Origin of the sequence: Paraglaciecola sp. (genome assembly GCF_030730205.1) — a bacterium.
Taxonomy (GTDB): Bacteria; Pseudomonadota; Gammaproteobacteria; order Enterobacterales; family Alteromonadaceae; genus Paraglaciecola.
Map to the genome: position 1 here is coordinate 1 of NZ_JANQVQ010000016.1, position 25,392 is coordinate 25,392.

The window sequence follows — 25,392 nt, forward strand, 5'->3', positions numbered from 1 at the left end:
GAGTTTTCTTCAGATGGTGTCATAAAAACACTTTCAAGATTAGGATTTAAACGACGATTCATGTTAGCTAATTGAAACTCATATTCAAAGTCTGAAACTGCTCGCAAACCTCTAATGAGTACAGTTGCGCCTTGATCTTCAGCAAAATCAGCCAATAAACCTCTAAAACCAATGACTTCGACATTGGGTAAATGTTGAGTGACTTGTTTAATCAACTCTACCCTTTCATCTAAACTGAATAAGGGTTTTTTGCTAGGATTGGCGGCAATGCCTACAATAACGTGAGTAAACATATTGGCGGCACGCTCAATTAAGTCGGCGTGGCCGTTAGTGATAGGATCAAATGTACCCGGATAAATGGCTTTAGTGTGCATATATTAACTTTAACAACAAAAATAATGCTTTAGGCTAACTTAAAGACCCACCCTCACGCCAATTTAATTTTAAAGGCTAGTTCCTTGATAACCGCTCAGGCACCATTGCCAGTGGTCTTCTTGCCAACAAAATAGGGAATTTTTACTTCGTTCTTTTCGTAAAGAGCGTAATAATCTTTGTAAATTCTCGTTTTTCCACTGCTCACCCTTGCGGATGTAACATTTATCAAAGTCGATGAGCCAAATTTTTCCTTGCACATCTTGCATAATATTGTGGATGTTTAAATCGTGATGAAAAACTTGTTTATCATGCATTTGCTTAATAACTGCACCAATTGTCGTCCAAGCCGCTGGGCTTAAAGGCTGTTTTTCTAATAGACTAAATACGTCTTGGGCTAAGGGGATTTTTTCTAAAATAATATCTGCTGTGTAAATCAATCCACTACGACATATATGAGCAGCCGCTGCTTTGGGCACAGGCAAGCCCCACTGATGCATTCGCTTAAGCAAGTGCATTTCTTGCCAAGCGCGGGTGCGATGTAACCCCGTAAATAAATACTGATTATGTAAGACTTTTCCCACTAAACCACCACGACGATAGTGGCGCAGTACGTATTCTCTACCCTTTTGTTGAAAAAAAGTGGTGACGCCTCGTCCAAACGCTTGACCTGTGACTTTATGTTGCTGCTGCCAAAAGTCTGCGCTAAACATATCAACAGACACATCAGCCAATAAATCGTCTTCGAACAGTAAAACACTGTCACCAATAGTTTTTCGCTCAATCTGTAGCATGCTATTATGCGGACTCCCGATAGTGTGAGCCTTATTGTAAATAAATCACAAAAATAGTCTCGATTTTCTAGCCCAATTCAATCAATAAGCAGGATATACAACATGAGTGAATCTTACACCACACCCGTGCCAACTGACGAAGTGGAACTCATTATTGGTAATTCTAATTCTAACTTTTCGGGTGTGACTTCGACTATGTTGCAAGTCTTGTCTTATCAACGCGACATGATCAATTTGCGAGTGATGGGAAAACACTTTTTATCTGACCAAAGCTTGGCTATCAGTTTTTGGCAAACGGCTTGGATGTGTCGTAAGCCCCTAAAAAATGGCAAATGGCGCATTTTTCATGCACGTCGTGTAGATGAAATGATCCAAGGTGTTATTTTGAAATATCTTTTCAGAGCCAAAATAAAGCTGGTATTTAGTTCTGCAGCGCAACGTCATCGGTCGGGGTCAACTCTGTGGTTAACACGTCAAATGGATGGTGTTATTGCAGTCAGTAATCGCTCTGCTTCTTATTTAGCTGAGCCACCAGCAATGATTAACCCCCATGGTGTACAAATTGAAAACTACTCGCCCGCACAAGATAAAGTAAAAGCGTGGCAGGCATTAGGTTATGGCGGCAAATACGGGATTGGTATTCTGGGTCGGGTGCGCAAGCAAAAAGGTGTGCATCTATTTGTTCAAGGATGCATTGATGTACTCAATAAGTATCCCGATTATAACGCTGTCGTTGTTGGCGCTATCTCTGGCAGCAACAAAGATTTGGTCAACCAGCTCAAAGCGAAGATTGAAGCCGCGGGACTAGGCAACCGGATAACCTTTACCGACGAGCTACCATTTGCAGCTATTCCAAAAATTTTCAGCGCATTAAGCCTAGTATGTGCACTGAGTGACAATGAAGGTTTTGGTTTAACGGTTTTAGAAGCAATGAGCAGTGGCGCGGCAGTATTAGCCACCCAAGCGGGCGCATGGGAAGATATTGTGCGACCAGGCATTGATGGGTACATTGTGCCAGTTAATGACCAACAAGCCGTAACGGAAAAAATGGATCAGTTACTTGCAGACACAGAAAAATTATTCGCTTTAGGGCGCAACGGCAGAATAAATGTAGAACAACAATATGGTGTTGAGCATGAAGCTATACGTTTGGTTGAATATTTTCGCAGCTTACAATAAATTCAACACAGCTAATGTACGCTCAATAGCACCTCTGTTTTGGTTGATAACCCTTAGTCCTGCGTCAGTAGCTTGCTGGCGCAATGTTTCATCCTCCAACCACCTGACACATTGTTGGCTGAAGTCTTCACTATTCTCAATAAAGGCTAACGCGCCTGCTTGATGTAAGGTTTCACAAATTTGTGGATTATTGTAGGTTGATTTTCCCATTAAGATAGGTACGCCGAAGGCTGCAGGCTCAAGGGCATTATGCCCCCCGCGCAAGGCAATACTGCCTCCTACAAAAGCGATATTGGCTAAAGAATATAACGCACGTAACACACCCATTTTGTCGACGAGTAATACCTCTAGGTTCTCTTTGTACTCCGGCTCACTCATTCGAGTAAAGATCAGTTTTTGCTGTAGCAATATGTTATTTACCTCTGAAAAACGCTGCGGATGGCGTGGCACTAGTATCAAAAGCAAATTAGGAAATTGTTGCGCTACTTGCCTGTAGGCCTCAATCGCCACCAGCTCTTCCGAATCATGGGTACTACCCGCAACGATAATAGTGCGGTTTTTAAGGTGAAATTTTTCACTCATTTTAGCCGCTTCAGCGTAGTCATTTTCACTGATAACTAAATCAAACTTAACATTATTGGTCAGCACTAAGGTGGTGTTATTCGCACCCAACGCCAAATAATTATCCACATCCCTGGTGCCTTGAGCACAAATCCCAGACAGCTTATTGAGCAGTGGTTGACTCAGCCAAGCAAGCTTTTGATAACTAGCGGCTGATTTTTCACTCATGCGCCCATTAACAAGATAAGTCGGCACCTTTTTACGCCAACTGCAATGGCATAAGTTAGGCCACAGCTCCATCTCGGTAATTAACAGCTTTCTGGGTTGTATTTTTTTCAATAGTGGATAAATACACCAAGAAAAATCATAGGGTAAATACAGATGAACGACTTTATCGGCGAACAGTTGCTGAACACGCTCCCGCCCTGTCTTAGTATTGGTGCTGATTGTAATTGCCCCACAGGGCTGACTGATTAGCAGTCGTTCAACCAATTGTTGCATCGCAACAACCTCACCTACCGACGCACAGTGTAACCAGATACCGCCTTTTACGATGGTCTTGTTACTATAACCAAAGCGTGACAAATATTCTTTGGCTACCACTGAGTTAAATTTAGTGAAATTAAATAACCAATTTATCAGTAAAATAGGTAATAATAGCAACCACAGCAGTGAATAAAGATAGCGGGCTAACTCTCCCTTAACGCTTAATTCAGTCAATCTTGGCATGTATTCAAGGCTCGTTTTTTATCAGACTAAACTTTACCAGATTTCAGCATAGTGATGAATATCGGATTACGCGCTCTAGACCACTAGTTTTAGCTGTAAGAGATTGAATACTAATTTATTTGTGCGAATTTCAAACAAATATTCTAGTATAAAATAAATCGTTTAAATGGAGTGATGGCTTGAAATTTGGCGGGATGGCGACAAAAGTTAGTTTTATAGGGTTACTACTTGTAATCAACCTTGCTTTATCTACTGCCTATTGCGCTGAAAAAAACATTCGTATCATCGCCAATCAATCTGTTGATATTGACCGACTCGACAACGATCAAGTAAAACGCATTTTTACCATGTATCAGACCAACTGGCCAAACGCTCAACCTATCGTGGTGTTTGTACTCGCCAACCAAAATGGAACCCATCAACTCTTTAGTCGCGAGATACTTGGAGTGTTTCCGTATCAATTAGAACGCATTTGGAACAAGCTGATTTTTTCTGGCTTAGGAGAAGGTCCTATTAGGGTGCAAACTGAAAGTGAAATGCTTGCAAAAGTAAAACAACAACCAGGCGCAATAGGGTATGTCATGACCTCAGAAATACCCATGGGTATTCATTTAATTCAGTTAATTGAGGAGCAGTAATTATGCCTTGGCTTTGTCTCATTGTATTTTTTATGTTTGCCTTCAATGTTCATGCTGACGACCTTAAAATTCATGGTTTTGTGGCCCAAGGCGTCATCCAAGCTCAAGACAGTAATTTTGTCCAAAATGATGGAGAAGTTTCATTAAAGTTAACGGAAATAGGGTTAAACGGCTCTTATAAAATCAACAATCAATTGCGTGTTGCAGGGCAAGGTGTTTATCTAAATGGCGGTAATCGCTACCCGGAAGGATTCCGTGTTGACTATCTTTTTCTTGAATGGAAATTACTCAGCGATGCTGACTGGCAATTAAAATTACAGTTAGGTCGCAACAAAAATTATCACTGGCTCTATTCTGCCACCCGCGACGTGCCACACACCCGACCATCTATCGTTTTAGCACAATCCATGTACTTTGACGCCTTTCGAGATTTTGCCCTTGGTGTGGATGGGATTATGGCCGTAGCCAATACGCAAAATGCGTGGGGCGAATGGGATATAAACCTTAGCTATGGCTCAACACCTGTCAGTAATAAACAACGAGACCGCTTGCTGGGTGTGCATGCTCTTGGCAAGGTAAATCACGATAAAGACATGCAAGCCAGCATCTTTTGGCGCCCTAAAGCGTCGCAATGGCAATTCGGTGTCTCTTTATTAGAAGTGGACTTTAGCTATGATGCCGCAGAGCAAGATATTTATTTTGATGGGGCGACGAAAACTCAGCGCATGAATTTGCATTTTTTATATCAAAGTGAAAATTGGGAATTTGCTTCAGAATTTGTTAGAGAAAAGCCCACTTTAAATGGTCTGTTTTTTCCGTCGTATAAATTGAAAACAGCTTCCGACGGCGGCTATGTTCAAGGTCGTTATTTTTTAAATCCACAACTAACACTAATGACCCGTTTAGATCTCTATGACAGAGACAGAAATGATCGCAGTGGTAAAAAATTAGAGGCATTATCGGATGGCAACATTCCCGCTTATTTTGGATATATGGATCAACTCACCTTAGGACTGACATGGAAATTTGCTAAAAATATTCAAGTGCAAACCGAATATCACCGAGTAAAAGGTACTGGTCATTTAGCACCTTACTTAATCCCAAACACTGAGTTTAATCAGCATGAATATTGGGATATGTGGGCAATCCAGCTAATGTATTGGTACTAATTTATGCGTCGTTTTGTCAGTCTGCCTTTTAAAATCATGAGCCTGATTATGGCTTTTCTTTTGATTGCCAGTATTTCTATGACCGCTTTGTGGATAAACAAAACAGACCAAGATTATTTATACCAACAACAATTACTGCGCGAGCAAGATAAAAAACAATTTCAGCTTATTCAAGATTTACTGCGCAACCGAATTGAATCTTGGTTTGAATCGTTTGTTCATTTTCAAGACGACAACCCTGACTCACTTAACGCGATCGCTGCTTTTCTTAGACACGAATTTGAGTACCTGAATATTAATTGGCAAATTAATAACTTATGGTTAATTGATAACAACAGCACAACATTGTTTAGCACGTCAGATGACACCCCTCAGTTTGTCAAAGAACATGCTAATGATGTACTGCAACAACAATCATCACTGTCGGTGGTACGCTGCATCGAAGAGTGCCAACAATTTATCAGCATGCCTATTTTAATTGATAACGACCGGGTGATTGTTCTGACCATCAGTAGCTCCTTAATGGAGGTATTAGCAGCACTGAATCAAACCACCTTGGCGGATTTGGCAATAGTCGGCATTAGCCAACAAGAGATAATAAACAAAAAAGTAACTGACCTTATTGTTAAACCCCCTATTAGCACCAGTAATCGGCAGTTTATGCAAGACCAGCTGCAGCAAGTACCATCTCATCTATTAGTCAGTTCTCTTCTTGCTACAGGCTATCGTCTCACTACAACACAGAGTGATTTGTTGTTAAATCTTATTCCTATTGATCTGACCACTGACGAGGCAATTTATTTATTGACCGTACATAACATTAGTAATGTCAGTAATGCTCACAGAGCTTATCGAACCAATGTTATTGGCATATCCATTTTCGTAGTGATTCTGTGCGCTATCGCGATTTGGCTTTTAACCAGACAGTTTCGCCAACGTTTGATGGCAATTACCAAGATGCTGCCATTATTGGCAGATAAAAATTATCGTGAATTTCGCCAGCATAAACGAACCGACCAGCAATATTTTTTAGATGAAATAGACATTCTGCAAGACACCACCTGTTTATTAGGTGATGAATTAGAAAAGCTCGACAAAAAGATTGAAAAGAGCACAAAGGAACTCGAAACCATTGCCTTATACGACCGCCTGACTGGTTTTCCAAATCGAAACATGCTGAATCATGAGATTAAAAAGCGTTTATCCGATTTAAGTCATACTTTAGGCAGGCTCGTCTTACTGTTTCTAGACTTTGATAAATTTCGCAAGGTCAATGATAGCTATGGACACAGTATTGGAGACGAATTTTTGATCCAAGGCGCAAACCATATTCAGCAATGTTTACAAGATAATGAACAACTTTTCAGCCTTGGCGGTGATGAATTCATCATTATTTTTCACGAAAGTGAGCAAGGCAATCGAGCTCAAGAACTACCTAAAAAACTGATTCAACATTTTCACGACCCTATTGTTGTTGGTGAACGTCAATTTTATTCTTCTTGCAGTATTGGCGTGACTTGCACTGATACAGGACTTATCTCGGTAGATGAATTTATTCGCCAAGCCGACATTGCCATGAAAGCGTCTAAAGACGCTGGAAGCAATAAAATTACAATTTTTAATAGCAATATGCTAAACGATGTCATGCGCCATGCAGAGATAGAAATAGCACTTCGTCACGCCTTGCACAATGACGAGCTTAGTTTTGCTCTGCAACCCCAGATTGACATCAATACTCATAAGTTAATTGGTTTTGAAGCCTTAATACGCTGGTTTCATCCTCAAAAAGGTCGTATCGCGCCTGATGAATTTATTCCGGTTATTGAAAATTCAGAAAGCATGATCAATTTAGGCTATTGGGGTTTACGCCGTGCATTTGTCATCCTAGAAAAGTTAGATTTGATTGGCATGCCTGGCTTAAAAGTAGCGGTAAATCTATCTGCTAGTCAGTTTTTGGATCCCTTACTTATTCCCTTTCTCAAAGAGCAATTGGTGGTTTACTCTCGTGATGCCTCGCAAATCGAATTAGAACTCACTGAGCAAACCGTCGTAGCTGATGTAAAACAAACCATCGATACCATGCATCAGTTACGTGCCTTAGGTTTTACCTTTTCAATCGATGATTTTGGTACTGGTTATTCATCGTTGTCTTATTTAAGGCAAATGCCGGTTGAATACATAAAAATAGATCGCAGTTTCGTTTCTACCATGCAAGAAGATAATGCTGAAATGAAAATAGTTTCGTCAATTATTGCAATGGTCGGTAATCTTGGTATGCAAGTGATAGCAGAAGGCATCGAAACACAGGCTCAGCTTGGAATGTTAAGCACGATGCGTTGTAATATCGGCCAAGGTTATTTTATTTCTAAACCGATTGACGAAATAGAGCTCTATAGCCTATTACCCAATAAAGTAGAAAACGGAATTTGGCTTACCCCTTCTAACTAGCATTGAAGTATATCCTCAACATTGTAAAATTCTACTGACACTGGTGCTTACTCTGCACGAGTTAATTTACACAACAGATTAGCTTATGTTCATTTAATACCAGTAGAATAGCCTCCTAGACTTTCAACGGACAGCATGATGAAACAAGACTTTTTTAACCGCCTACAGCAGCAAATTGAAGACACTAAAGCCCAAGGTTTGTACAAAACAGAACGTGTTATTAATTCGAGTCAACAAGCTGATATAACCGTCAACAACGCCCAGCAAGTACTCAATTTTTGTGCAAACAATTATTTGGGTTTGGCTAATCACCCCGATCTTATTACGGCAGCAAAACAGGGGTTGGATTCTCATGGCTTTGGCATGGCATCAGTGCGTTTTATTTGCGGCACCCAAGATATTCATAAACAATTAGAGGCTAAAATCAGCGACTTTTTAGCAACCGAAGACACCATATTGTACCCGTCTTGTTTTGACGCCAATGGTGGTTTGTTTGAAACCATTTTAGAGGCTGACGACGCTATCATTTCTGATGCCTTAAACCATGCCAGTATTATTGATGGTGTGCGTTTATCAAAAGCGAAACGTTACCGCTATGCCAATAACAATATGCAAGAATTAGAGGCACAACTGATTCAAGCTGGTTTAGACGGAGCACGAACCAAACTCATTGCCACAGATGGCGTGTTTTCAATGGACGGTGTGATTGCAAACTTAAAAGCCATCTGTGACTTAGCAGATAAATATGATGCCTTGGTTATGGTCGATGATTGCCACGCGACTGGATTTGTTGGAGACACGGGTCGTGGCAGTCATGAATATTGTGACGTATTAGGTCGTGTAGATATATTAACTGGCACCTTGGGCAAGGCTTTGGGGGGCGCATCTGGCGGTTACACATCTGGTAAAAAAGAAGTGATTAGCTGGTTACGTCAACGCTCTCGCCCTTATTTATTTTCGAATTCAGTCGCACCGCCCATTGTTGCAGCATCTTTAAAAGTCTTTGAGATGATGAGTACAGGCAAAGCCTTACGTGAGCAATTGAATCGTAACAGCAAACACTTTAGACAACGCATGACCGATGCAGGCTTTACGCTAGCAGGTAAAGACCATGCCATTATTCCGGTTATGTTAGGCGACGCTAAACTTGCCAGTGACATGGCTGAGCGCATGCTTGAAAAAGGGATCTATGTCGTTGGTTTTTCTTTCCCAGTCGTGCCTAAGGGACAAGCTCGTATTCGTACACAAATGTCAGCGGCTCACAGCCTTGAACAAGTTGATCAAGCCATAGACGCGTTTATTGCCGTAGGTAAAGACTTAGGAGTGATTGCATGAAGGCTTTAGCCAAGTTACACAAAGAAAAAGGCATATGGATGACCGAATGCGAGATGCCAGAGGTGGGGCATAACGATCTATTAATCAAGATCCATAAAACCGCCATTTGTGGCACTGACATGCACATTTATCATTGGGATGAATGGTCGCAAAAAACCATACCTGTGCCTATGGTCGTGGGGCATGAGTATGTTGGCGAAGTGGTTGCTTTAGGACAAGAAGTAAGAGGTTTCGCTATTGGTGATCGCGTCTCTGGCGAAGGGCACATCACCTGTGGACACTGCCGAAACTGCCGCGCTGGGCGTCGTCATTTGTGCCGTAACACCACCGGTGTAGGGGTAAACCGTCAAGGTGCTTTTGCTGAATACTTGGCTATTCCAGCGTTTAACGCTTTTAAAATTCCACATAATATCTCCAGTGAACTAGCTGCCATTTTTGACCCTTTCGGCAATGCTGTACACACAGCTTTGTCGTTCGATTTAGTTGGCGAAGATGTATTAATTACCGGTGCTGGCCCCATCGGAATTATGGCTTGCGCAGTAGCGAAACACGTGGGTGCTCGTAATGTAGTGATTACCGACGTAAACGATTTTCGCTTGGAGCTTGCCAAAAAGATGGGCGCAACCCGGGCAATTAATATTACTCAAACGAGTCTTAAAGAGGTGATGAATGAGCTCGGCATGACCGAAGGCTTTGACGTTGGTTTAGAAATGTCTGGCGTACCTGTAGCCCTGCGAGATATGCTCACTCATATGAACAATGGCGGAAAAATCGCGATGTTAGGTATTCCTCCTAACGATGTGGCTATTGACTGGAACCAAGTCATTTTTAAAGGTTTAACAATAAAGGGCATTTATGGTCGAGAAATGTTTGAAACCTGGTATAAAATGGCAAGTCTTATTCAAGGTGGCTTAGATTTAAGTCCGATAATAACGCACCAGTTTCCCATTGATGAATTTCAACAAGGTTTCGAGACCATGGGCTCGGGTCAATCAGGCAAAGTCATTCTAAATTGGCAGTAAATTATTGGGCTAAATACCGCAAGTTATTTAGTCCTAAACTCACTAGGAACGCTATATGATGGAGCAGTTCGCTCATATATCTGTACAAGATGCGCAGCAAAAATTAAGCCTGGGATTGGCAAAAGTGGTCGATATTCGTGATGAAAACTCATTTGCAGCGGCGCATATTCCCCAAGCAAGCCACTTAACAAACGGTACATTGCAACAATTTGTTGCGAGTACGGATTTTTCTACGCCAGTCATTGTCTGTTGTTATCATGGCATTAGTAGCCAACAAGCTGCACAGTTTCTGATCCACCAAGGTTTTGAAGAAGTGTATAGCTTAGATGGCGGTTTTGAGGCGTGGCGTAAAAGCCAAACAATCGCTCAAGGTCAAGCAGAGTAAAAGTAGTAAGGAAAATACGTATTTCTGATTTAAACCTATTAGTCACTTTTTCTAAAGAACGCCCCGCGAGATTATTGACTGATTATCTGCAAAATCAGGGGGTTGAAGCACAGTATATTTTGGCCCATGAACCTAATGGTCATAGTGTCGTGGTGCATCAGTCACAGTGGCAAATAGCAAAATCCATTGCAGATGAATTTGTTGCTGATCCCTATGCAACAAAATATCAAGAAGCAGCTTGGCAACAAGGTAACAGTATTAACTTGCCCGCTAGCTCGTGGTTTTCGTCGCAGCTTATCGTGCAAAACCTCAAACAAGTTCCCCTCACCTCTATTATACTGGTTGTATGCTTACTCACTTTTGGCTTGGCATTTTTGGGCATACTGGGACCGTATAATTGGCTTCGAATTTTGCCGCTGTCAGATTTAGCCGATAACCATCAATGGTGGCGGATAGTGGGACCCGCCTTTATTCATTTTTCTACCCTTCATATCGCTTTTAATATTTTGTGGTGGTGGATGTTAGGCAAGCAAATTGAGCAAACCTTTGGGAAGAGTTGTTTGTTGCTGTTATTTTTATTTACCGCTATTACATCAAATATTGCCCAACTGCTGATTGATGGCCCTAACTTTGGCGGTTTGTCTGGCGTGGTATATGGCTTAGTAGGCTGTGTATGGTGGTTAGGCTGGTTAAAACCGCAATGGGGAATAAGCTTACCAAAACCAATAATTATTTTTTTATTGGTTTGGTTAGTCGTAGGTTATGCGGATATATTGTGGCTCCATATGGCCAATACTGCTCATACGGCGGGGCTAATATCTGGGTGTTTATTTGCTTTCGTCTTAAGCCGGTTTGAATGTAAACAGGTTACCCCTGATAGAGATATTTTGTAAAAATAACATCTTTAACCATCTCACTGCCTGTTTCTTTTTTCATTAATTCACGCATTTTTTCGAGACAGGCACGACGAATGTCTTCCCGGCCAGTAAGTGATTTCACTTTTTCTTCAGTCTGGCGGCCAAAAATTTCTATGGTAATAGCTCGCAGCAAAGGGGCATGATGCTCAGCTGCGATTAAGTAATCCGCATCCTCCAACATAAGCTCTAAGGTAACCCGCACATAGCCCAACTTTCGTGCATTCACGCCCAAGTAATTAGTGACGATGTCGGGCTCAAGACTAAAATAAGCAAAATTTTTCCCTGCGACTTCTTGAGCACCAAGCTGACTTTGAGCAGCAAACACTAAAGCAAATATCAAAGAGATTTTACGCATGTATCTATACATATGATTTTGAATTACCTACTTAGACAGTGACCACAGTTTAACAAAATTATTGAGATTAGATAAAACTATATCGTCCTTGCTTTAGTCTTAGCGTCTGTCTTGTTACTATGCAAACTATTGAAAATACAAAGAACAAAATTTGAAAACGAGTCATTCATTTCCAATTGGTCTTAGCGCATATTGGCAACCACCTGAACGCTATCTTATCCCTAACACCAAACTTAAAAACTGGCTGTTAGACACCGGTTCTTTAACTGAGCGCTTACAGTCACACTGTGATCATTTTCATGTGCAATTACTAGGTCAACGGCATGTCCCGGTCAGTCTTGAGGAAATGTCACAATTAAATAGTCTTGTGCCAAGTAAGCACGTACAAGATTGGCAAGTTAGAGAGGTGGTGTTGTGGGGCAATCACCAACCATGGGTATTTGCTCGTTCGATTATTCCTCAGAAAATGTGCGATGCAGAGTTTGCAGAGTTGGGTGAGCAACCACTTGGAAAGCTCATTTTCAATGATCCACGATTTAAGCGTATGCCCTTTCAACTAACCCAGTTAGATGAAAAAAACGCGGTTACCGCTGCCTTAAATATTTCATGCCAGCAAACAATATGGGCGCGGCGGTCAATATTTCAATTTTCGGGCTTACCTATGTCAGTCGCAGAGTTGTTTTTACCTCAGTCACCGGCTTATGAACAATGCAGCGATACGAGTATCACTTAATGTTAACTAAACCCTTTTCAGCTTATTGGCGCTTAATGCGCATGGACAAACCCATTGGTATTTATTTGTTGTTGTGGCCCTGTTTATGGGCGCTGTGGATAGCAGCGAAGGGTGTACCACCATCAGGGATTTTATTGATATTTGTACTTGGTACTGTCGTCATGCGAGCCGCAGGTTGCGTTATTAATGACTTTGCTGATCGTAAAATTGACGGTGCGGTTAAACGTACTTCTCAACGCCCCTTAGCAACAGGAGAGCTTAGTAGTAAACAGGCCTTAATGTGCTTTTTTTCGCTGTTGGCGATTGCGCTATTTTTGGTGTTCTGGTTGAACTGGCAAACTATTGTGCTTTCATTTGGCGCACTGGCCTTAACCACTCTTTACCCTTTTATGAAACGATATACTCATCTACCTCAAGTCGTTTTGGGGGCCGCCTTTGGATGGTCTATTCCTATGGCTTTTATGGCCATCAATCAAGAACTCAGTTGGATAACATGGTGTTTGTATTTAGCCAACTTATGCTGGACGGTGGCCTACGACACCCAATATGCCATGGTAGATCGTGATGACGATATTAGAATAGGCGTTAAATCAACGGCAGTATTATTCGGTCAGTACGACAAACTAATCATCTTTGCATTGCAACTTATCACCTTGGCAATCCTGCTGTTCATCAGTATCACACTCGGCTATTCATGGCCGGTATATTGCGCCCTAGTTATTAGTCTCGGACTTTTTCTGTATCAACAGTTTTTAATTAAAGATCGGGTGAGAGAAGCATGTTTTGCAGCATTTTTACATAATCACTACGTGGGTTTAGTCATCGCTTTAGGCATTATGCTGCACTATTGGCTTAATCTTCCTTAGCGCTGGCTTCTAAAGCAGCAATACGCGCTTCAAGCGCAGCCAATTTTTCACGGGTTCGAATTAAGACTTGAGTTTGCACATCAAATTCTTCACGGCTAACAAAATCCAAGCGACTAATTTGATTTTGTAAAATTTGTTTAACCCGTGATTCAGCACCTTCAGCCATTTCTTTTACGCCTTGGGGTACTGAGTCAGAAATTTGTTTGGCTATTTCTTCTAGCTTTTTGGGATTTAACATGGGTTTTGTCCTTGAATAAAAACGTATTGTAACCAAAGCCAAAAGATAAACCACCTTAAAAAAACCTCATTGCGCAATCTATTCGGGTATTGTTGGTCAAAACATTGATAATTTCTTACAATCCACGGCCCACACAGTAAACAGGCAATTTTAAGGACACATGAAACTCAACCCAGGCCAAAATGAAGCAGTAAATTACATCTCAGGCCCTTGCTTAGTTCTCGCTGGAGCTGGCAGCGGCAAGACTCGAGTAATTACCAATAAAATAGCTTATTTGGTGCGTGAATGTGACATGCCTGCCCGATTTATCGCTGCGGTTACTTTTACCAATAAAGCTGCCCGTGAGATGAAAGAGCGAGTTGGCCAAACCCTCGGGAAAAAAGAAGCTAGGGGCTTAAAAGTTTCGACATTTCATACGCTCGGCTTAACAATTATTAAGGCTGAAGTGAAAACCCTAGGGTTAAAACCGGGATTTTCACTGTTTGATGATAAAGACAGTTTGGCCCTACTCAAAGATCTCACCACTGTCGAGCTTGACGGTGATAAAGAACAACTGAGCCAATTACAAAGCCGTATTTCGTCATGGAAGAATGACTTAATCTTGCCTGAACATTTACAGAAAATGTCGCTATCAGCCAGTGATGCTGAATTTGCCGAGTTTTATCAGCGTTATCACAATAATTTACGTGCTTATAATGCCCTTGATTTTGATGATTTGATTTTACTGCCAACGCTGTTGTTACAGTCGAACGAAACGGTTCGCCAAAAATGGCAAATGAAGATCCGCTATCTATTAGTCGATGAGTATCAAGACACTAACACCAGCCAATATGAGCTAGTACGGCTGTTGGTTGGTGAACGGGCGCGTTTTACCGTGGTAGGTGATGACGACCAGTCTATTTATTCTTGGCGTGGAGCCAGGCCACAAAACCTCATTTTATTACAAAAAGATTTCCCCAGTTTACGGGTAATTAAGTTAGAACAAAATTATCGTTCTTCAGGTCGAATTCTGCACTGCGCTAATATATTAATTCAAAATAATCCTCACGTTTTCGAAAAAAAACTGTTTTCTGAGCTCGGTTATGGTGATGCTTTGAATGTCATCATTGCTAAAAACGAAGAGCACGAAGCAGAGCGGGTAGTGGCTGAAATGCTTGCACACAAATTTATGAAGGCAACACACTTTAAAGACTATGCCATTTTGTATCGCGGAAATTTTCAGTCGCGAGTATTCGAAAAATTTTTAATGAGTAATCGTATCCCCTACAAAATAAGTGGTGGCATGTCGTTTTTCGGACGTACTGAAGTAAAAGATATCATGGCCTACCTGCGCTTGTTGGTTAATCAAGATGATGACAATGCCTTATTACGGGTAATCAATACCCCTACACGTGGCATAGGACGTGTAAGCCTAGAAAAACTAGGCAACTTAGCAAACAAAAATAAATCCTCTATGTTTGCCGCGGCATTTGATCCGCAATTACAAGAGCATGTAAGCGGTAAAGCACTGGTTTCAATTGAACAATTTAGCCGATGGATAGTTGAATTGTCTGACCACGTTCAACGAGGCGATGGCATTTCCACAGTGCGGGACATGATTAAGGCCATGGGCTATGAAGAATGGCTATACGAGACTAGCACAAGCCCTAAAGCAGCCGAAATGGCTATGGCCAACATCAGTACTTTATTTGGCTGGATAAGCGGTATGTTAGAGGGCAACGAACTTGACCCACCGATGACCTTACAAGAAGTAGTCAATCGCCTCATCTTACGTGACATGATGGAACGAGGAGAAGACCAAGATGAGTCAGATCAAGTGCAGTTAATGACCCTACATGCCTCAAAAGGTTTGGAGTTCCCTTATGTTTTTATGGTCGGGATGGAAGAAGGTTTACTGCCCCATCAAAGCAGTATTGATGAAGACAATATTGACGAGGAGCGGCGACTAGCCTATGTGGGTATTACCCGGGCACAGCGAAATTTATTTTTCACCTTAGTAAAGGAAAGACGTCAATTTGGTGAAATCATTAATCCTGAACCCAGTCGATTTTTATATGAACTGCCTCAGGACGACATTGTATGGGAACAAAAGAAAAATAAGGATAGCGCTGAAGTGCGTCAACAAAAAGGTCAGGTTGGTATAGCAAACTTACGCAATATGTTAGCTAAAAAATAACACTCCACTATATGAGGTGAGGTTCAACGCTCTTTATCCCCTCATGACAAATCGGTAATAGCTGTGCTTTTTGCAAGTAAGTCCCTTGACCAAATTCACATCCAGCGTTAATCAATGCTTGGTATTGCTCATCGGTTTTAATGCCTTCTGCGATTAACTTAAATTTTAAATGAGTGGAGATAGATAAGACCGACTGCACTAATTTTAAGTTGCGCTCAGAACGAGGAATGGTGCTAACAAAACGATGATCGACTTTTACATAATCAAAAGGGTAGGAATACAAGTAACTCAAAGACGCTAAGCCACTACCAAAATTATCTAATACCAAGGTAATGCCTGAACGTTTTAATACTTTTATGGCTGGTAAGACAAATTGTGAGCGGCGATTTAAATCGTTTTCATCAAACTCGATAACGAGCTTTTTAGGATCAACTCCAGCCTGCTTAATTTGTTCGACTAATTGGATTGCTAGCGATGATTGAGTAAGGTGGTGGATAGATAAATTAATGGCTAAACGGTGATTAACTTTCTGTGAGTTGCTTAGTGACCATTGCTTTAACACAGCGCAGGCTTTTTTGAGCATGAACTTGTCCATCTCAACGGTTAAGCCACTTTGCTCAGCAATTTGCCAATACTGCTCTCGTTTAATTTTACCGAGGGTTGAATGTTCCCACCTAATGTAACACTCTTCGTAAATGTTCTCTTTGCTTATTAAGTCAAAGGCTGGCTGCGAATAACACTCAAAAGCTTCAAGTTTCAGCATTTGTCTAAACTCGCTTTCTATCTCAAGCTCTTCGAGTAATTTATCTCGCATTGTTTTGTCAAAAATAACATGACGCCCACGACCTGAGCTTTTGGCTTGATACATTGCAGCATCGGCATCACGCAAAATTTCATCCGCCGATTGATAACCGTTTTCAATGTAAGCAATCCCAATACTCGCGCCAGAATACACTTCTTTATTATCAATAACAAAAGGCTCTGCAATGGCATTAATGATACGAGAAGAGATCTCTTCGATGTCTTTTTCTACTTCAAAATTATCAAATAAAACAACAAACTCATCGCCACCTAAACGGGCCAGTAAATCATGACCACGAATACAAGATGATATTCGCTGAGCAACTTCACGTAAAAAACAGTCACCGGCATGGTGACCAAGAGAATCGTTTATTTGCTTAAATCGGTCGAGGTCAATAAACACCACCGCAAAGTTATTTTGTGGATAACGAAGTTTATTGGCTACTGCGAGCTCAAGTCGATTATTAAATAGTACTCGGTTGGCAAGTCCGGTTAAGCCATCATGGTGCGCGTCGTATACGAGCTGTTGCTGAATCTGTTTTCTTTCTTCAATTTGTTTTTGCAAATACAAATTGGTTTGGTTTAATTCTTCTGTGCGTTCTTTGACTTTTTCCGCCAACTGCTGATTGTAGGTTTGAATGGCCTCAGTAGAGCGTTTACGCCCCAGCGCTACCGCAATGTGGTGGGACACAAAACGCAGGAACTCTAAATCTTTCTGGGTATATTTATGACTACCACCGTAACTTTGTACTGCAATCACCCCCGAAATATTGCCATCAATGAATAAAGGCGCGCCTAACCAAGAGTCATTAGAAGCAATCATCACATTTGCAATTCTTTCATCCAGCTCATTGTCTTGTGTGAGTTGACCTACGTTAGTTGAATCAAGTAATGCTGCTCGCCCTTGGCGAATAACATATTCGGTTAAACCAAGGCCCAATGAACGGGTTTCAGCTTGGGTATTTAGCTCATCCTTAAAGTACGGAAACGTTAAGGAGTTTTTTTGGGAATCGAGTATCGCCACATAACAGTTTGGCGCGCCAATCAATCTAGAAAGAATATCGTGAATAGCGGCATAGAAAACGTTCATATCGGTATCGATAGAGGCAGATAATTCAGAAATTTCAAATAGCGCCTGTTGCAGTGATTCGATTTTTTGACGTTCTGAAATTTCTTCCTGTAACTCGTCATTCATCTGACGAAGCTGTTTTGTCCGTTGTCGGATCGTCTTTTCAGTTAATTCACGACTTTTGACACGATCCAAACTATTCACAATATGCTGTGAAACAAACAACAGTACATCTAAGTCTTCTTGTTTGTAGCGTACTGCCTCGTCGTAGCTTTGCACCACCATTGCGCCGATGATCTGATTGCCTCGCTTAAGAGGCACACCAATCCAATCAACAGGCATGGGGCCTATATACCTAATATTTAACTGTTCGACTTGTTGTTGAAAGTTTTCTTTGACTAAAAATAAATAATTACCACTGGAGAGAATATACCCAGTTAAGCTGTTTTTTAAATCTTCTGCCGACATCTGTCGTTCAAGTAAATCTTCAGATTCATCAACAAAATAAGCAAAATCAACTATCGCATTTTCTTCTTCTAAAAATGCCACGTAAAAATTTCTTGCTGGCATAAATCCAGCGATAATTTCATGAATTGCTGGGTACAAGCTAGCTAAGTCACTCACAGAACTGGCTAGTTCAGAAATATCAAATAGCGACTTCTGAATCGCTTCAGATCGCTTATATTTTTCTGTCACTTGTTGTAATTGCGGAACTAGCTCTCTTAACTCTTCTAGAGAAAGTTCCACATTAATATCGGGAGCAGCCATTTTATGAATTTTTATGCACTTATAGTTAGAATTTTGGCAAAAATTAATCTCTTAAAATAAACTATAAAAACGAAAAAGGCCACACTAGGTGGCCTTAATTTGTGCTTTTGTCTTATATACTAAGCACTAAATACCTTCAATCATGTGCTCAATGGCAGCCTTAATTTCATCGTCAGTGCAATCACCACAAGTGCCTTTTGGCGGCATCGCGTTAAAACCTTTAATAGCGTGCTGCCACATAGTATCAAACCCTTGGCTGATACGAGGCGCCCAATCAGCAGCATCGTGTAGCTTAGGAGCGCCTAATACGCCAACTCCATGACACGCCACACAGGCTTTACCATAAATTTGAGCGCCACTACGAGGGCCAGCTGAAGCTGTTTCGGCCTTAGCACCAGCAACGTGAACTTTGCCGATAGGTAGAATACGCGATTTAATATCATCAGAGGCGGCATCCTGAGAATGAGCAACAAAGGTTAAAGACAAACCAACTACCATATAAATCAAACTTTTTATTTTCACGTTTCTCTCCACAAGGGTTGACGTTATTAAAACGTCCTCAGCAAAATTCTGGATCAGATTATAACGACTAATCTTTACTGAACAACTGTTTAGTCATTCACCTAAATATTTTTCAATTTTTCCTGACGTTTCAACCAATATTAAACTTATCGATTTTTAGAAGGCAAGCGTCTTAAAGTAAAAATACAACACAGTTAATGGCTAGACTGTCAGCTAATATCTATTTAAGCAATAAGTCAGGCTGCTTTTTACAGGTAACAATAGATCTACCTTAATTTCGCTTCAAACAAAAAAGCCCGCAATTTCTTGCAGGCTTTGTTGTAATGGTGCCCAGAGGCGGAATCGAACCACCGACACGGGGATTTTCAATCCCCTGCTCTACCGACTGAGCTATCTGGGCAAAACTGGTTGACTAGCGCCTTACGATGTTTTGTAGGACCTGCTTCGTCGTGGGTGCGTATTAAACGGATTATGGCGATTCAAGTCAACTATTTTATATAAAAAAAAACACTTTTTTTACTGACTGCTGTAAAAACAAACAAACAGTGGTTAATAATTATCAAATTGCCCGCTTTCATTCCAAAAACAGTGGGTTTTACTGTTGTTTTACCGGCACGTATCCTTCAACTTCAACATCCTTGCCTTCAAACAAAAAGTCGCTCATAGCAGCTTCTAAAAATTGCCGATGTTCGGCATTCATCATGTTTAGCTTTCTTTCATTGATTAACATAATTTGTTTCTTTTGCCACAACGCCCATGCTTCTTTACTGATGTTGTCAAAAATTCGCTTGCCCAAGTCACCCGGGTAAAGTTGAAAGTCGAGACCTTCAGCGTCTTTTTTTAAGTATTCGCACTGTACTGTTCTAGTCATGTTAGTACCCTTTTGTCTGAATAACGTTCAAGCACCCAAGAAAGATATAATCAAAGGTGCATGTTAGCCTAAAATCGATAGTGGCAGCAGTTTAGCAAATTAGTTTGCTTCAGTCCTAACCCAATAAATAGCAAATACAACCTTAAGCCTGAGCCTTAACCTTGCTAGTAGATTTCATTTTTTTACACTCAAACATTGAAAAAAGTAGCGCACCCAAGGCGTAGGCCAGCATTGGGGAGATAACCATCACCAAGGCAACAAATAAGGGACTAAACATGACTTTCATCCTCTTTTTGTGGTTCGCTTTGTTTTTTGTCGATACCAAAAATTCGATAAACAAATACAAAAAACAGCGGAACAAAGAATACGGCTAGAACAGTTGCAGAAAACATTCCACCAAATACACCAGTACCAATAGCGTGCTGACTTCCGGAGCCTGCTCCTGAACTTAATACTAAGGGAGTAACGCCCAACATAAAGGCTAGAGATGTCATGATGATAGGACGTAGACGCTGCCTTGATGCTTCAATTGCAGAATCAATCAGACTATTTCCCTCTTCATACAAGGTTTTCGCAAATTCAATAATTAATATGGCGTTTTTGGCGGCCAAACCTATGGTGGTGAGCAAGCCGACTTGAAAATACACATCGTTTGTAAGACCTCTGAGCAAGGTAAAAATCACTGCACCTAAAATCCCTAGCGGCACAACTAATACCACCGCGGTAGGGATGCTCCAGCTTTCATATAAGGCGGACAAACATAGGAATACAATTAAGATCGACAGCGCGTATAACATGGGCGCTTGCGAACCCGATTTTTGCTCTTGTAGCGATAACCCTGACCACTCAAATCCAAAACCTTCAGGAAGCTTGGCTGCCAATTCTTCCATTGCTTCCATTGCTGCACCAGAACTCAGACCCGGAGCGGCTTGCCCTAAAATTTCGACAGACGAAACGCCATTATAGCGCTCTAATTTAGGTGAGCCTGATACCAATCCAAAGGTGCTGATCGCACTGAGTGACACCATTTTATTTTCATCATTTCGCACATACCAATCTTTAATATCATCCGGCATCATGCGGTAAGGGGCGTCGGCTTGCACAAAGACCTTTTTCACTCGATTACCATCAACAAAGTCATTGACGTAAGTAGAAGCCCAAGCAGTAGTAAATACTTGATTGACATCGGCGATTGACACTCCTAAGGCCATGGCTTTTTGTTTATCAATATTGACTTTAAATTGGGTGGTATCCCCTAAGCCATTAGGACGTACTCCGAGTAAACGACTATCTTGAGACGCCATGCCTAATAATTGGTCACGTGCAGCCATTAACGCCTGATGCCCTTTACCACTAAGGTCTTGTAGCTCAAATGTAAAACCAGTGGCATTACCTAATTCAGCGATAGGTGGAGGAATAAAAGCAAATACGGACGCTTCTTTAAGTTGCGATAACGCCCCCATGGCGCGCGCAGCCACTGCTTGAACGTTTTGATCCTCTCGAGGTCTTTCTTCCCAATCTCTGAGTCGTAAAAAGGCCATACCGTTGTTCTGTCCGCTACCTTGAAAACTGAAGCCAACCACTGAAAACATCGCTTCAACATTTTCTTTTTCATCTTCTAAAAAGTATTTTTCTACTTTATCCATCACCAAAGATGAGCGCTCCATTGAGGCACCTTGGGGCAAAGAAACAAGAGCAAACATACGCCCCTGATCCTCATCAGGTAAGAAGCCTGTCGGTAAACGCATGAATAACACGCCTAGTACGGCAACCAAAACGACATAAATCAGCATATAACGGCCGGTACGACCTAAAATGCGACCCAATGAGTTTTGGTACCCTTTGGTCATGGATTCAAATTTATTGTTAAACCAAAAGAAGAAGCCGCTTTGCGCTTTGTGCTCTTTAGAAATAGGTTTGAGCATAGTGGCACATAAGGCCGGCGTTAAGATTAACGCCACCAGCACCGATAGTGCCATCGCAGATACAATGGTGACGGAAAACTGACGGTAAATCACACCTGTTGAACCGCCAAAAAAGGCCATCGGCACAAACACCGCAGATAGCACTAACGCAATACCAATAAGTGCTCCGGTAATTTGCTTCATCGATTTTTTAGTGGCTTCTTTGGGCGACAAGCCATCTTCATGCATCACCCGTTCAACGTTTTCTACTACGACAATTGCGTCATCAACTAATAAACCAATAGCCAATACCATGGCAAACATCGTGAGGGTATTTATTGAGTAACCGAACAGATACAGAATACCGAAGGTGCCTAACAACACTACCGGTACAGCAATAGTGGGTATAAGCGTTGCCCTGAAGTTTTGTAAAAACAAAAACATGACAAAAAAGACCAAGACAATGGCTTCTAATAAGGTATGAATAACTGATTCAATAGATAGTTTAACGAAAGGTGTTGAATCATAGGGATAAACCACCTCTAGCCCCGCTGGAAATTGCGGCTGCAATTGAGCAATACGCTCTTTAACCAAGGCTGCCGTGTCTAAAGCATTAGCACCAGATGCCAAACTGATGGCCATACCCGCTGCCGGCTGATTATTGTACTCGGATAATATTTGGTAATTTTCACCACCCAGTTCAATACGTGCTACATCTGACAATCGCAAAGTTGACCCATCATCAGCAACCCGTAACAGTATATCACCGAACTCTTCAGGTGTTTCTAGCCCGGTTTCTACCACGATACTGGCGCTAATTTGTTGGCCAGCAATTGATGGCGCGCCACCTAATGCACCCGCTGCTATTTGCGAGTTTTGCGCTTTTATAGCGCTAATTATTTCACTGACCGTCACCCCATACTGCGTTAGTTTGTCTGGATTAAGCCAAACTCGCATCGCATATTGTGATCCAAAAAACTGAATAGTACCCACGCCGGACAAGCGGCTAACTTGGTCTTTGACATTAGAGGCCACATAATCCGAAATATCGAAGCGATCCATACGCCCGTCAGAGGAATAAAAACCGGCTACTAACAAAAAACCAGAAGACGATTTAGCCACCCGAACACCAGCTTGTTGCACTTTTTCGGGTAGTAAGGTCATCGCCGTTTGTAATTTATTTTGCACTTGAACTTGGGCAATATCTGGATCCGTGCCTGCCTCAAAGGTCACCGTGATATTGGCGTTACCCGTTGAATCACTATTAGCACTTATATATTGAACGTTATCGATACCCGTTAGGTTTTGCTCGATAACTTGAATAACAGTGTCCTGCACCACTTGCGCAGACGCCCCCGAATAAGAAGCTGAAATCGTCACGGTGGGAGGCGCTACATTTGGATATTGCGATACCGGCAGTTGCATCATTGCTAAGGTACCACCTAACATAATCATAATCGCAATTACCCATGCAAGTATGGGTCGTTCGATAAAAATCTTTGCCATGATTAAGCCGCCTTCTGCTGCTGAGTAATATCGTTAGGCGCTACCGTCATACCAATAGCCACTTTTTGCAGGCCAGCCACTATCACTCTCTCGCCCGCTGTTAAACCTGACAAAATTAACCATGAAGCATCAAAAGCGCGGTCAATAGTGACAAAACGCTGCTGCACCGTATTATTATTATCTACAACATAAACATAGGGTTTGTTGTCCTGACTAAACAGCAATGATTTCTGTGGAATCAACAAAGAGTTGATGCGTTTTGCCTGATGCACTGTGACTTTACCAAACATGCCGGGTAATAAAATATATTCAGGATTAGAGAACTCAACGCGGATAGACACGGTGTCAGTAGAAGGGTCTGTTTGAACCTCGTTAAATTTAACCTCACCATCGTACACGTACTTTTCGCCGTCACTGAAGGTTAACACTGCGACAGGGTCAACAGACTGAAGTTCACCAGTGGCAATACGTTGCTTAATTCTGCGCAAATCATCATTTGCCATAGGCAGGTCAAAATAAATAGGATCAAGCTGAGTAATTTCAGCTAGGGCAGCAGCTTGCTGCTCAACAACCAACGCCCCTTCGGTTACACTGGACTTACTGATGCGGCCACCGATAGGCGCTAACACTTTGGTGTATTTAATATTTAACTTGGCTTTATGTAGAGCAGCCTCAAGTACCCCTACTTTTGCCTCAAGACCATCAAACTGAGCTTGAGCAATATCCAAATCTTGCTGACTCACCAACTTTTGTTTAATCAACTTGTTATAACGACTTAAATCCGCTTTAGCTTCTTGCAAGTTTGCTTTGTTCTCAGCAATTTCTGCCTCTGCTGAAAGTAGATTTGCTTCATAAACGGTAGGATCGATTTGATATAAAGGTTGGCCCGCTTCTACTACGGAGCCTTCATCAAACAAGCGTTGCATAATAATGCCACTTACTTGAGGTCGAATTTGTGACTTCTTCGATGCAATAGACCGTGCGGGTAACGATTGAGTATACAATACGTCTTGTGCAACCAGTGTAACAACATCGACGGCCTGAGGAGGTCTTTGTTGACTTTCCGCTCCATTTTTTTCTGATGAACAGGCACTTAAAAATAAAGCACTACCACCCAGTAAAACCAATGTTGTAAAAAAGCGAGAAAGTTTCATTAAGACCTCAATTTGATTACTAGCTGTTCAAATTTAGCGGACACTAAAGGCGGCTAATTATGAAACAAGATAAAAATAAGAATATGTTTTATTTACAAAATATTTACATACATTCGTGCATGTATTGTATTCTACTGGCTGTACCGCTACAATTGCAACCGCTGCAAAGCGAATTACGAATTTTGTTACACCTCTTTACGCAGCAGAAACAATTTAGGCACATAACGAGGTATCTATGGCCCGAAAAACCAAAGAAGACGCTATTGCAACGCGAAATATATTATTAGATTCAGCAGAGCAGATTTTCTTCGACAAAGGTTATTCTCAAACAACCTTAATGGATGTTGCGACCCATGCAGGTATGACGCGTGGCGCGATATATTGGCATTTCAAAAATAAGATGGAACTATTTGAAGCCATGATAGAGAGAGTGCATCTGCCTCTGGAGTCTTTGGTAGAAGCATGCGCAGACGAAAATGAACCAGATCCTCTTGGGAAGTTTCGTGAATTTTCCATAGAATTTCTGCAGCAAATAGCGTCAGATAGACGCCTACAGCAAGTTTTTTCAGTAATGATGCATAAATTTGAGTATAACGGCCAAGTTACTCAACTAGAAGAAAAGCAACTACTTTCATTTCAAGAAGTCACCAGCAGAATTGAACGAACCTTTAACAATGCCATAAAGCGGGGGCAGCTACCTGTGAATTTAGATATTAAAAAAGCCGCTTTTGCTAAACACGCCTTTTTTAGTGGCATTATGAACAATTGGCTGTTCCATCCCCAAACTTATGATTTGGCAAAAAATGCCGAGTCCCTAGTCGATAGTTATTTTTTTATGCTAAGTAACAGCCCACACCTTAGACTAGCTGATATTAACTAA

The 25,392-nt window shown here is 41.5% G+C and carries 23 protein-coding genes and 1 tRNA gene; 12 read left to right on the top strand and 12 right to left on the bottom strand.

Going from position 1 to position 25,392, the window contains the following annotated elements; translation table 11 throughout:
* A partial coding sequence (gene coaD / locus NWQ57_RS01080) for a pantetheine-phosphate adenylyltransferase (RefSeq protein WP_306020085.1) occupies positions 1–374 on the bottom strand: 374 nt, incomplete at its 3' end.
* Between the two features lie 69 nt (positions 375–443).
* Positions 444–1,166 (bottom strand): 3-deoxy-D-manno-octulosonic acid kinase, encoded by a 723-nt coding sequence (locus NWQ57_RS01085; RefSeq protein ID WP_306020086.1) that lies wholly within the window; start codon positions 1,164–1,166, stop codon positions 444–446.
* 102 nt (positions 1,167–1,268) lie between these two features.
* Between NWQ57_RS01085 and NWQ57_RS01090 the strand changes: the two genes are divergently transcribed.
* Complete coding sequence (locus tag NWQ57_RS01090; RefSeq protein WP_306020087.1) at positions 1,269–2,345, top strand: glycosyltransferase family 4 protein; 1,077 nt, start codon at positions 1,269–1,271, stop codon at positions 2,343–2,345.
* Here the strand turns inward: NWQ57_RS01090 and NWQ57_RS01095 are convergent.
* Entirely contained in the window at positions 2,337–3,635 is a 1,299-nt protein-coding gene (locus NWQ57_RS01095; RefSeq protein WP_306020088.1) for a 3-deoxy-D-manno-octulosonic acid transferase, read from the bottom strand. The genes NWQ57_RS01090 and NWQ57_RS01095 overlap by 9 nt on opposite strands.
* 179 nt (positions 3,636–3,814) lie before the next feature.
* On the opposite strand from NWQ57_RS01095, the gene NWQ57_RS01100 reads away from it, so the two are divergent.
* The 7 genes from NWQ57_RS01100 to glpG all read left to right on the top strand — a co-directional run bounded on the left by NWQ57_RS01100 (position 3,815) and on the right by glpG (position 11,525).
* On the top strand, positions 3,815–4,273 hold the full coding sequence (locus NWQ57_RS01100; protein ID WP_306020089.1) for a substrate-binding domain-containing protein: 459 nt from the start codon (positions 3,815–3,817) through the stop codon (positions 4,271–4,273).
* A 2-nt stretch (positions 4,274–4,275) separates the two neighbouring features.
* Positions 4,276–5,442 carry a TonB-dependent receptor gene (locus NWQ57_RS01105; protein WP_306020091.1) on the top strand — a complete coding sequence of 389 codons (1,167 nt, stop codon included), beginning with the start codon at positions 4,276–4,278 and terminating at the stop codon, positions 5,440–5,442.
* A 3-nt stretch (positions 5,443–5,445) separates the two neighbouring features.
* The gene (locus tag NWQ57_RS01110) at positions 5,446–7,890 is read left to right on the top strand and encodes a bifunctional diguanylate cyclase/phosphodiesterase (RefSeq protein ID WP_306020093.1); all 2,445 of its coding nucleotides are present in this window, start codon (positions 5,446–5,448) and stop codon (positions 7,888–7,890) included.
* 138 nt (positions 7,891–8,028) lie between these two features.
* Complete coding sequence (locus NWQ57_RS01115) at positions 8,029–9,225, top strand: glycine C-acetyltransferase (RefSeq protein ID WP_306020112.1); 1,197 nt, start codon at positions 8,029–8,031, stop codon at positions 9,223–9,225.
* Positions 9,222–10,247 (top strand): L-threonine 3-dehydrogenase, encoded by a 1,026-nt coding sequence (gene tdh, locus NWQ57_RS01120; protein WP_306020095.1) that lies wholly within the window; start codon positions 9,222–9,224, stop codon positions 10,245–10,247. Before NWQ57_RS01115 ends, tdh begins: the two co-directional genes overlap by 4 nt.
* A 58-nt stretch (positions 10,248–10,305) precedes the next feature.
* Entirely contained in the window at positions 10,306–10,632 is a 327-nt protein-coding gene (glpE, locus tag NWQ57_RS01125) for a thiosulfate sulfurtransferase GlpE (RefSeq protein WP_306020114.1), read from the top strand.
* 20 nt (positions 10,633–10,652) lie between these two features.
* Positions 10,653–11,525, top strand: a complete 873-nt coding sequence (glpG, locus tag NWQ57_RS01130) for a rhomboid family intramembrane serine protease GlpG (RefSeq protein ID WP_306020115.1) — start codon at positions 10,653–10,655, stop codon at positions 11,523–11,525.
* On the opposite strand, the gene NWQ57_RS01135 is transcribed toward glpG, so the two are convergent.
* On the bottom strand, positions 11,500–11,904 hold the full coding sequence (locus NWQ57_RS01135) for a flagellar basal body-associated protein FliL (protein ID WP_306020096.1): 405 nt from the start codon (positions 11,902–11,904) through the stop codon (positions 11,500–11,502). The two genes, glpG and NWQ57_RS01135, sit on opposite strands and share 26 nt — an antisense overlap.
* Before the next feature lie 151 nt (positions 11,905–12,055).
* Between NWQ57_RS01135 and NWQ57_RS01140 the strand changes: the two genes are divergently transcribed.
* Together NWQ57_RS01140 and ubiA are read left to right on the top strand one after the other, a co-directional pair.
* Complete coding sequence (locus NWQ57_RS01140) at positions 12,056–12,637, top strand: chorismate lyase (RefSeq protein ID WP_306020097.1); 582 nt, start codon at positions 12,056–12,058, stop codon at positions 12,635–12,637.
* Entirely contained in the window at positions 12,637–13,503 is an 867-nt protein-coding gene (gene ubiA, locus NWQ57_RS01145) for a 4-hydroxybenzoate octaprenyltransferase (RefSeq protein ID WP_306020098.1), read from the top strand. The genes NWQ57_RS01140 and ubiA overlap by 1 nt, the downstream gene beginning before the upstream one ends.
* Here the strand turns inward: ubiA and NWQ57_RS01150 are convergent.
* Positions 13,490–13,741, bottom strand: coding sequence for an accessory factor UbiK family protein (locus NWQ57_RS01150; RefSeq protein WP_306020100.1), 252 nt, complete (start codon positions 13,739–13,741; stop codon positions 13,490–13,492). The genes ubiA and NWQ57_RS01150 overlap by 14 nt on opposite strands.
* Before the next feature lie 160 nt (positions 13,742–13,901).
* Between NWQ57_RS01150 and rep the strand changes: the two genes are divergently transcribed.
* Positions 13,902–15,917 (top strand): DNA helicase Rep, encoded by a 2,016-nt coding sequence (gene rep, locus NWQ57_RS01155; RefSeq protein WP_306020101.1) that lies wholly within the window; start codon positions 13,902–13,904, stop codon positions 15,915–15,917.
* 7 nt (positions 15,918–15,924) lie between these two features.
* Here rep and NWQ57_RS01160 read toward each other — a convergent pair whose 3' ends face one another.
* From NWQ57_RS01160 to NWQ57_RS01190, 7 genes are all read right to left on the bottom strand, one after another.
* Complete coding sequence (locus NWQ57_RS01160) at positions 15,925–18,555, bottom strand: EAL domain-containing protein (protein ID WP_306020102.1); 2,631 nt, start codon at positions 18,553–18,555, stop codon at positions 15,925–15,927.
* A gap of 126 nt (positions 18,556–18,681) precedes the next feature.
* Positions 18,682–19,077: a cytochrome c5 family protein gene (locus NWQ57_RS01165; protein WP_372340870.1), complete on the bottom strand. Its 396-nt coding sequence runs from the start codon at positions 19,075–19,077 to the stop codon at positions 18,682–18,684.
* Positions 19,078–19,401: 324 nt separating this feature from the next.
* A tRNA-Phe gene (locus NWQ57_RS01170) sits at positions 19,402–19,477 on the bottom strand.
* 195 nt (positions 19,478–19,672) lie between these two features.
* A complete protein-coding gene (locus tag NWQ57_RS01175) occupies positions 19,673–19,948 on the bottom strand; it encodes an oxidative damage protection protein (RefSeq protein ID WP_306020104.1) in 276 nt (91 codons plus the stop codon).
* 142 nt (positions 19,949–20,090) lie between these two features.
* Positions 20,091–20,225 carry a hypothetical protein gene (locus NWQ57_RS01180; protein ID WP_306020106.1) on the bottom strand — a complete coding sequence of 45 codons (135 nt, stop codon included), beginning with the start codon at positions 20,223–20,225 and terminating at the stop codon, positions 20,091–20,093.
* Complete coding sequence (locus NWQ57_RS01185; RefSeq protein WP_306020108.1) at positions 20,218–23,358, bottom strand: efflux RND transporter permease subunit; 3,141 nt, start codon at positions 23,356–23,358, stop codon at positions 20,218–20,220. The genes NWQ57_RS01180 and NWQ57_RS01185 overlap by 8 nt, the downstream gene beginning before the upstream one ends.
* 2 nt (positions 23,359–23,360) lie before the next feature.
* Entirely contained in the window at positions 23,361–24,512 is a 1,152-nt protein-coding gene (locus tag NWQ57_RS01190; RefSeq protein ID WP_306020109.1) for an efflux RND transporter periplasmic adaptor subunit, read from the bottom strand.
* A 235-nt stretch (positions 24,513–24,747) separates the two neighbouring features.
* Between NWQ57_RS01190 and NWQ57_RS01195 the strand changes: the two genes are divergently transcribed.
* On the top strand, positions 24,748–25,392 hold the full coding sequence (locus NWQ57_RS01195; RefSeq protein WP_306020110.1) for a TetR family transcriptional regulator: 645 nt from the start codon (positions 24,748–24,750) through the stop codon (positions 25,390–25,392).

Coding starts and splice junctions, on each gene's coding strand:
- NWQ57_RS01090 (WP_306020087.1), top strand. CDS start 1,269: ATGAGTGAATCTTACACCACACCCGTGCCAACTGACGAAGTGGAACTC.
- NWQ57_RS01110 (WP_306020093.1), top strand. CDS start 5,446: ATGCGTCGTTTTGTCAGTCTGCCTTTTAAAATCATGAGCCTGATTATG.
- tdh (WP_306020095.1), top strand. CDS start 9,222: ATGAAGGCTTTAGCCAAGTTACACAAAGAAAAAGGCATATGGATGACC.
- NWQ57_RS01105 (WP_306020091.1), top strand. CDS start 4,276: ATGCCTTGGCTTTGTCTCATTGTATTTTTTATGTTTGCCTTCAATGTT.
- NWQ57_RS01160 (WP_306020102.1), bottom strand. CDS start 18,555: ATGGCTGCTCCCGATATTAATGTGGAACTTTCTCTAGAAGAGTTAAGA.
- NWQ57_RS01095 (WP_306020088.1), bottom strand. CDS start 3,635: ATGCCAAGATTGACTGAATTAAGCGTTAAGGGAGAGTTAGCCCGCTAT.
- ubiA (WP_306020098.1), top strand. CDS start 12,637: ATGTTAACTAAACCCTTTTCAGCTTATTGGCGCTTAATGCGCATGGAC.
- NWQ57_RS01085 (WP_306020086.1), bottom strand. CDS start 1,166: ATGCTACAGATTGAGCGAAAAACTATTGGTGACAGTGTTTTACTGTTC.
- NWQ57_RS01185 (WP_306020108.1), bottom strand. CDS start 23,358: ATGGCAAAGATTTTTATCGAACGACCCATACTTGCATGGGTAATTGCG.
- NWQ57_RS01115 (WP_306020112.1), top strand. CDS start 8,029: ATGAAACAAGACTTTTTTAACCGCCTACAGCAGCAAATTGAAGACACT.
- NWQ57_RS01150 (WP_306020100.1), bottom strand. CDS start 13,741: ATGTTAAATCCCAAAAAGCTAGAAGAAATAGCCAAACAAATTTCTGAC.
- NWQ57_RS01175 (WP_306020104.1), bottom strand. CDS start 19,948: ATGACTAGAACAGTACAGTGCGAATACTTAAAAAAAGACGCTGAAGGT.
- rep (WP_306020101.1), top strand. CDS start 13,902: ATGAAACTCAACCCAGGCCAAAATGAAGCAGTAAATTACATCTCAGGC.
- NWQ57_RS01180 (WP_306020106.1), bottom strand. CDS start 20,225: ATGTTTAGTCCCTTATTTGTTGCCTTGGTGATGGTTATCTCCCCAATG.
- glpE (WP_306020114.1), top strand. CDS start 10,306: ATGGAGCAGTTCGCTCATATATCTGTACAAGATGCGCAGCAAAAATTA.
- NWQ57_RS01135 (WP_306020096.1), bottom strand. CDS start 11,904: ATGCGTAAAATCTCTTTGATATTTGCTTTAGTGTTTGCTGCTCAAAGT.
- NWQ57_RS01195 (WP_306020110.1), top strand. CDS start 24,748: ATGGCCCGAAAAACCAAAGAAGACGCTATTGCAACGCGAAATATATTA.
- NWQ57_RS01190 (WP_306020109.1), bottom strand. CDS start 24,512: ATGAAACTTTCTCGCTTTTTTACAACATTGGTTTTACTGGGTGGTAGT.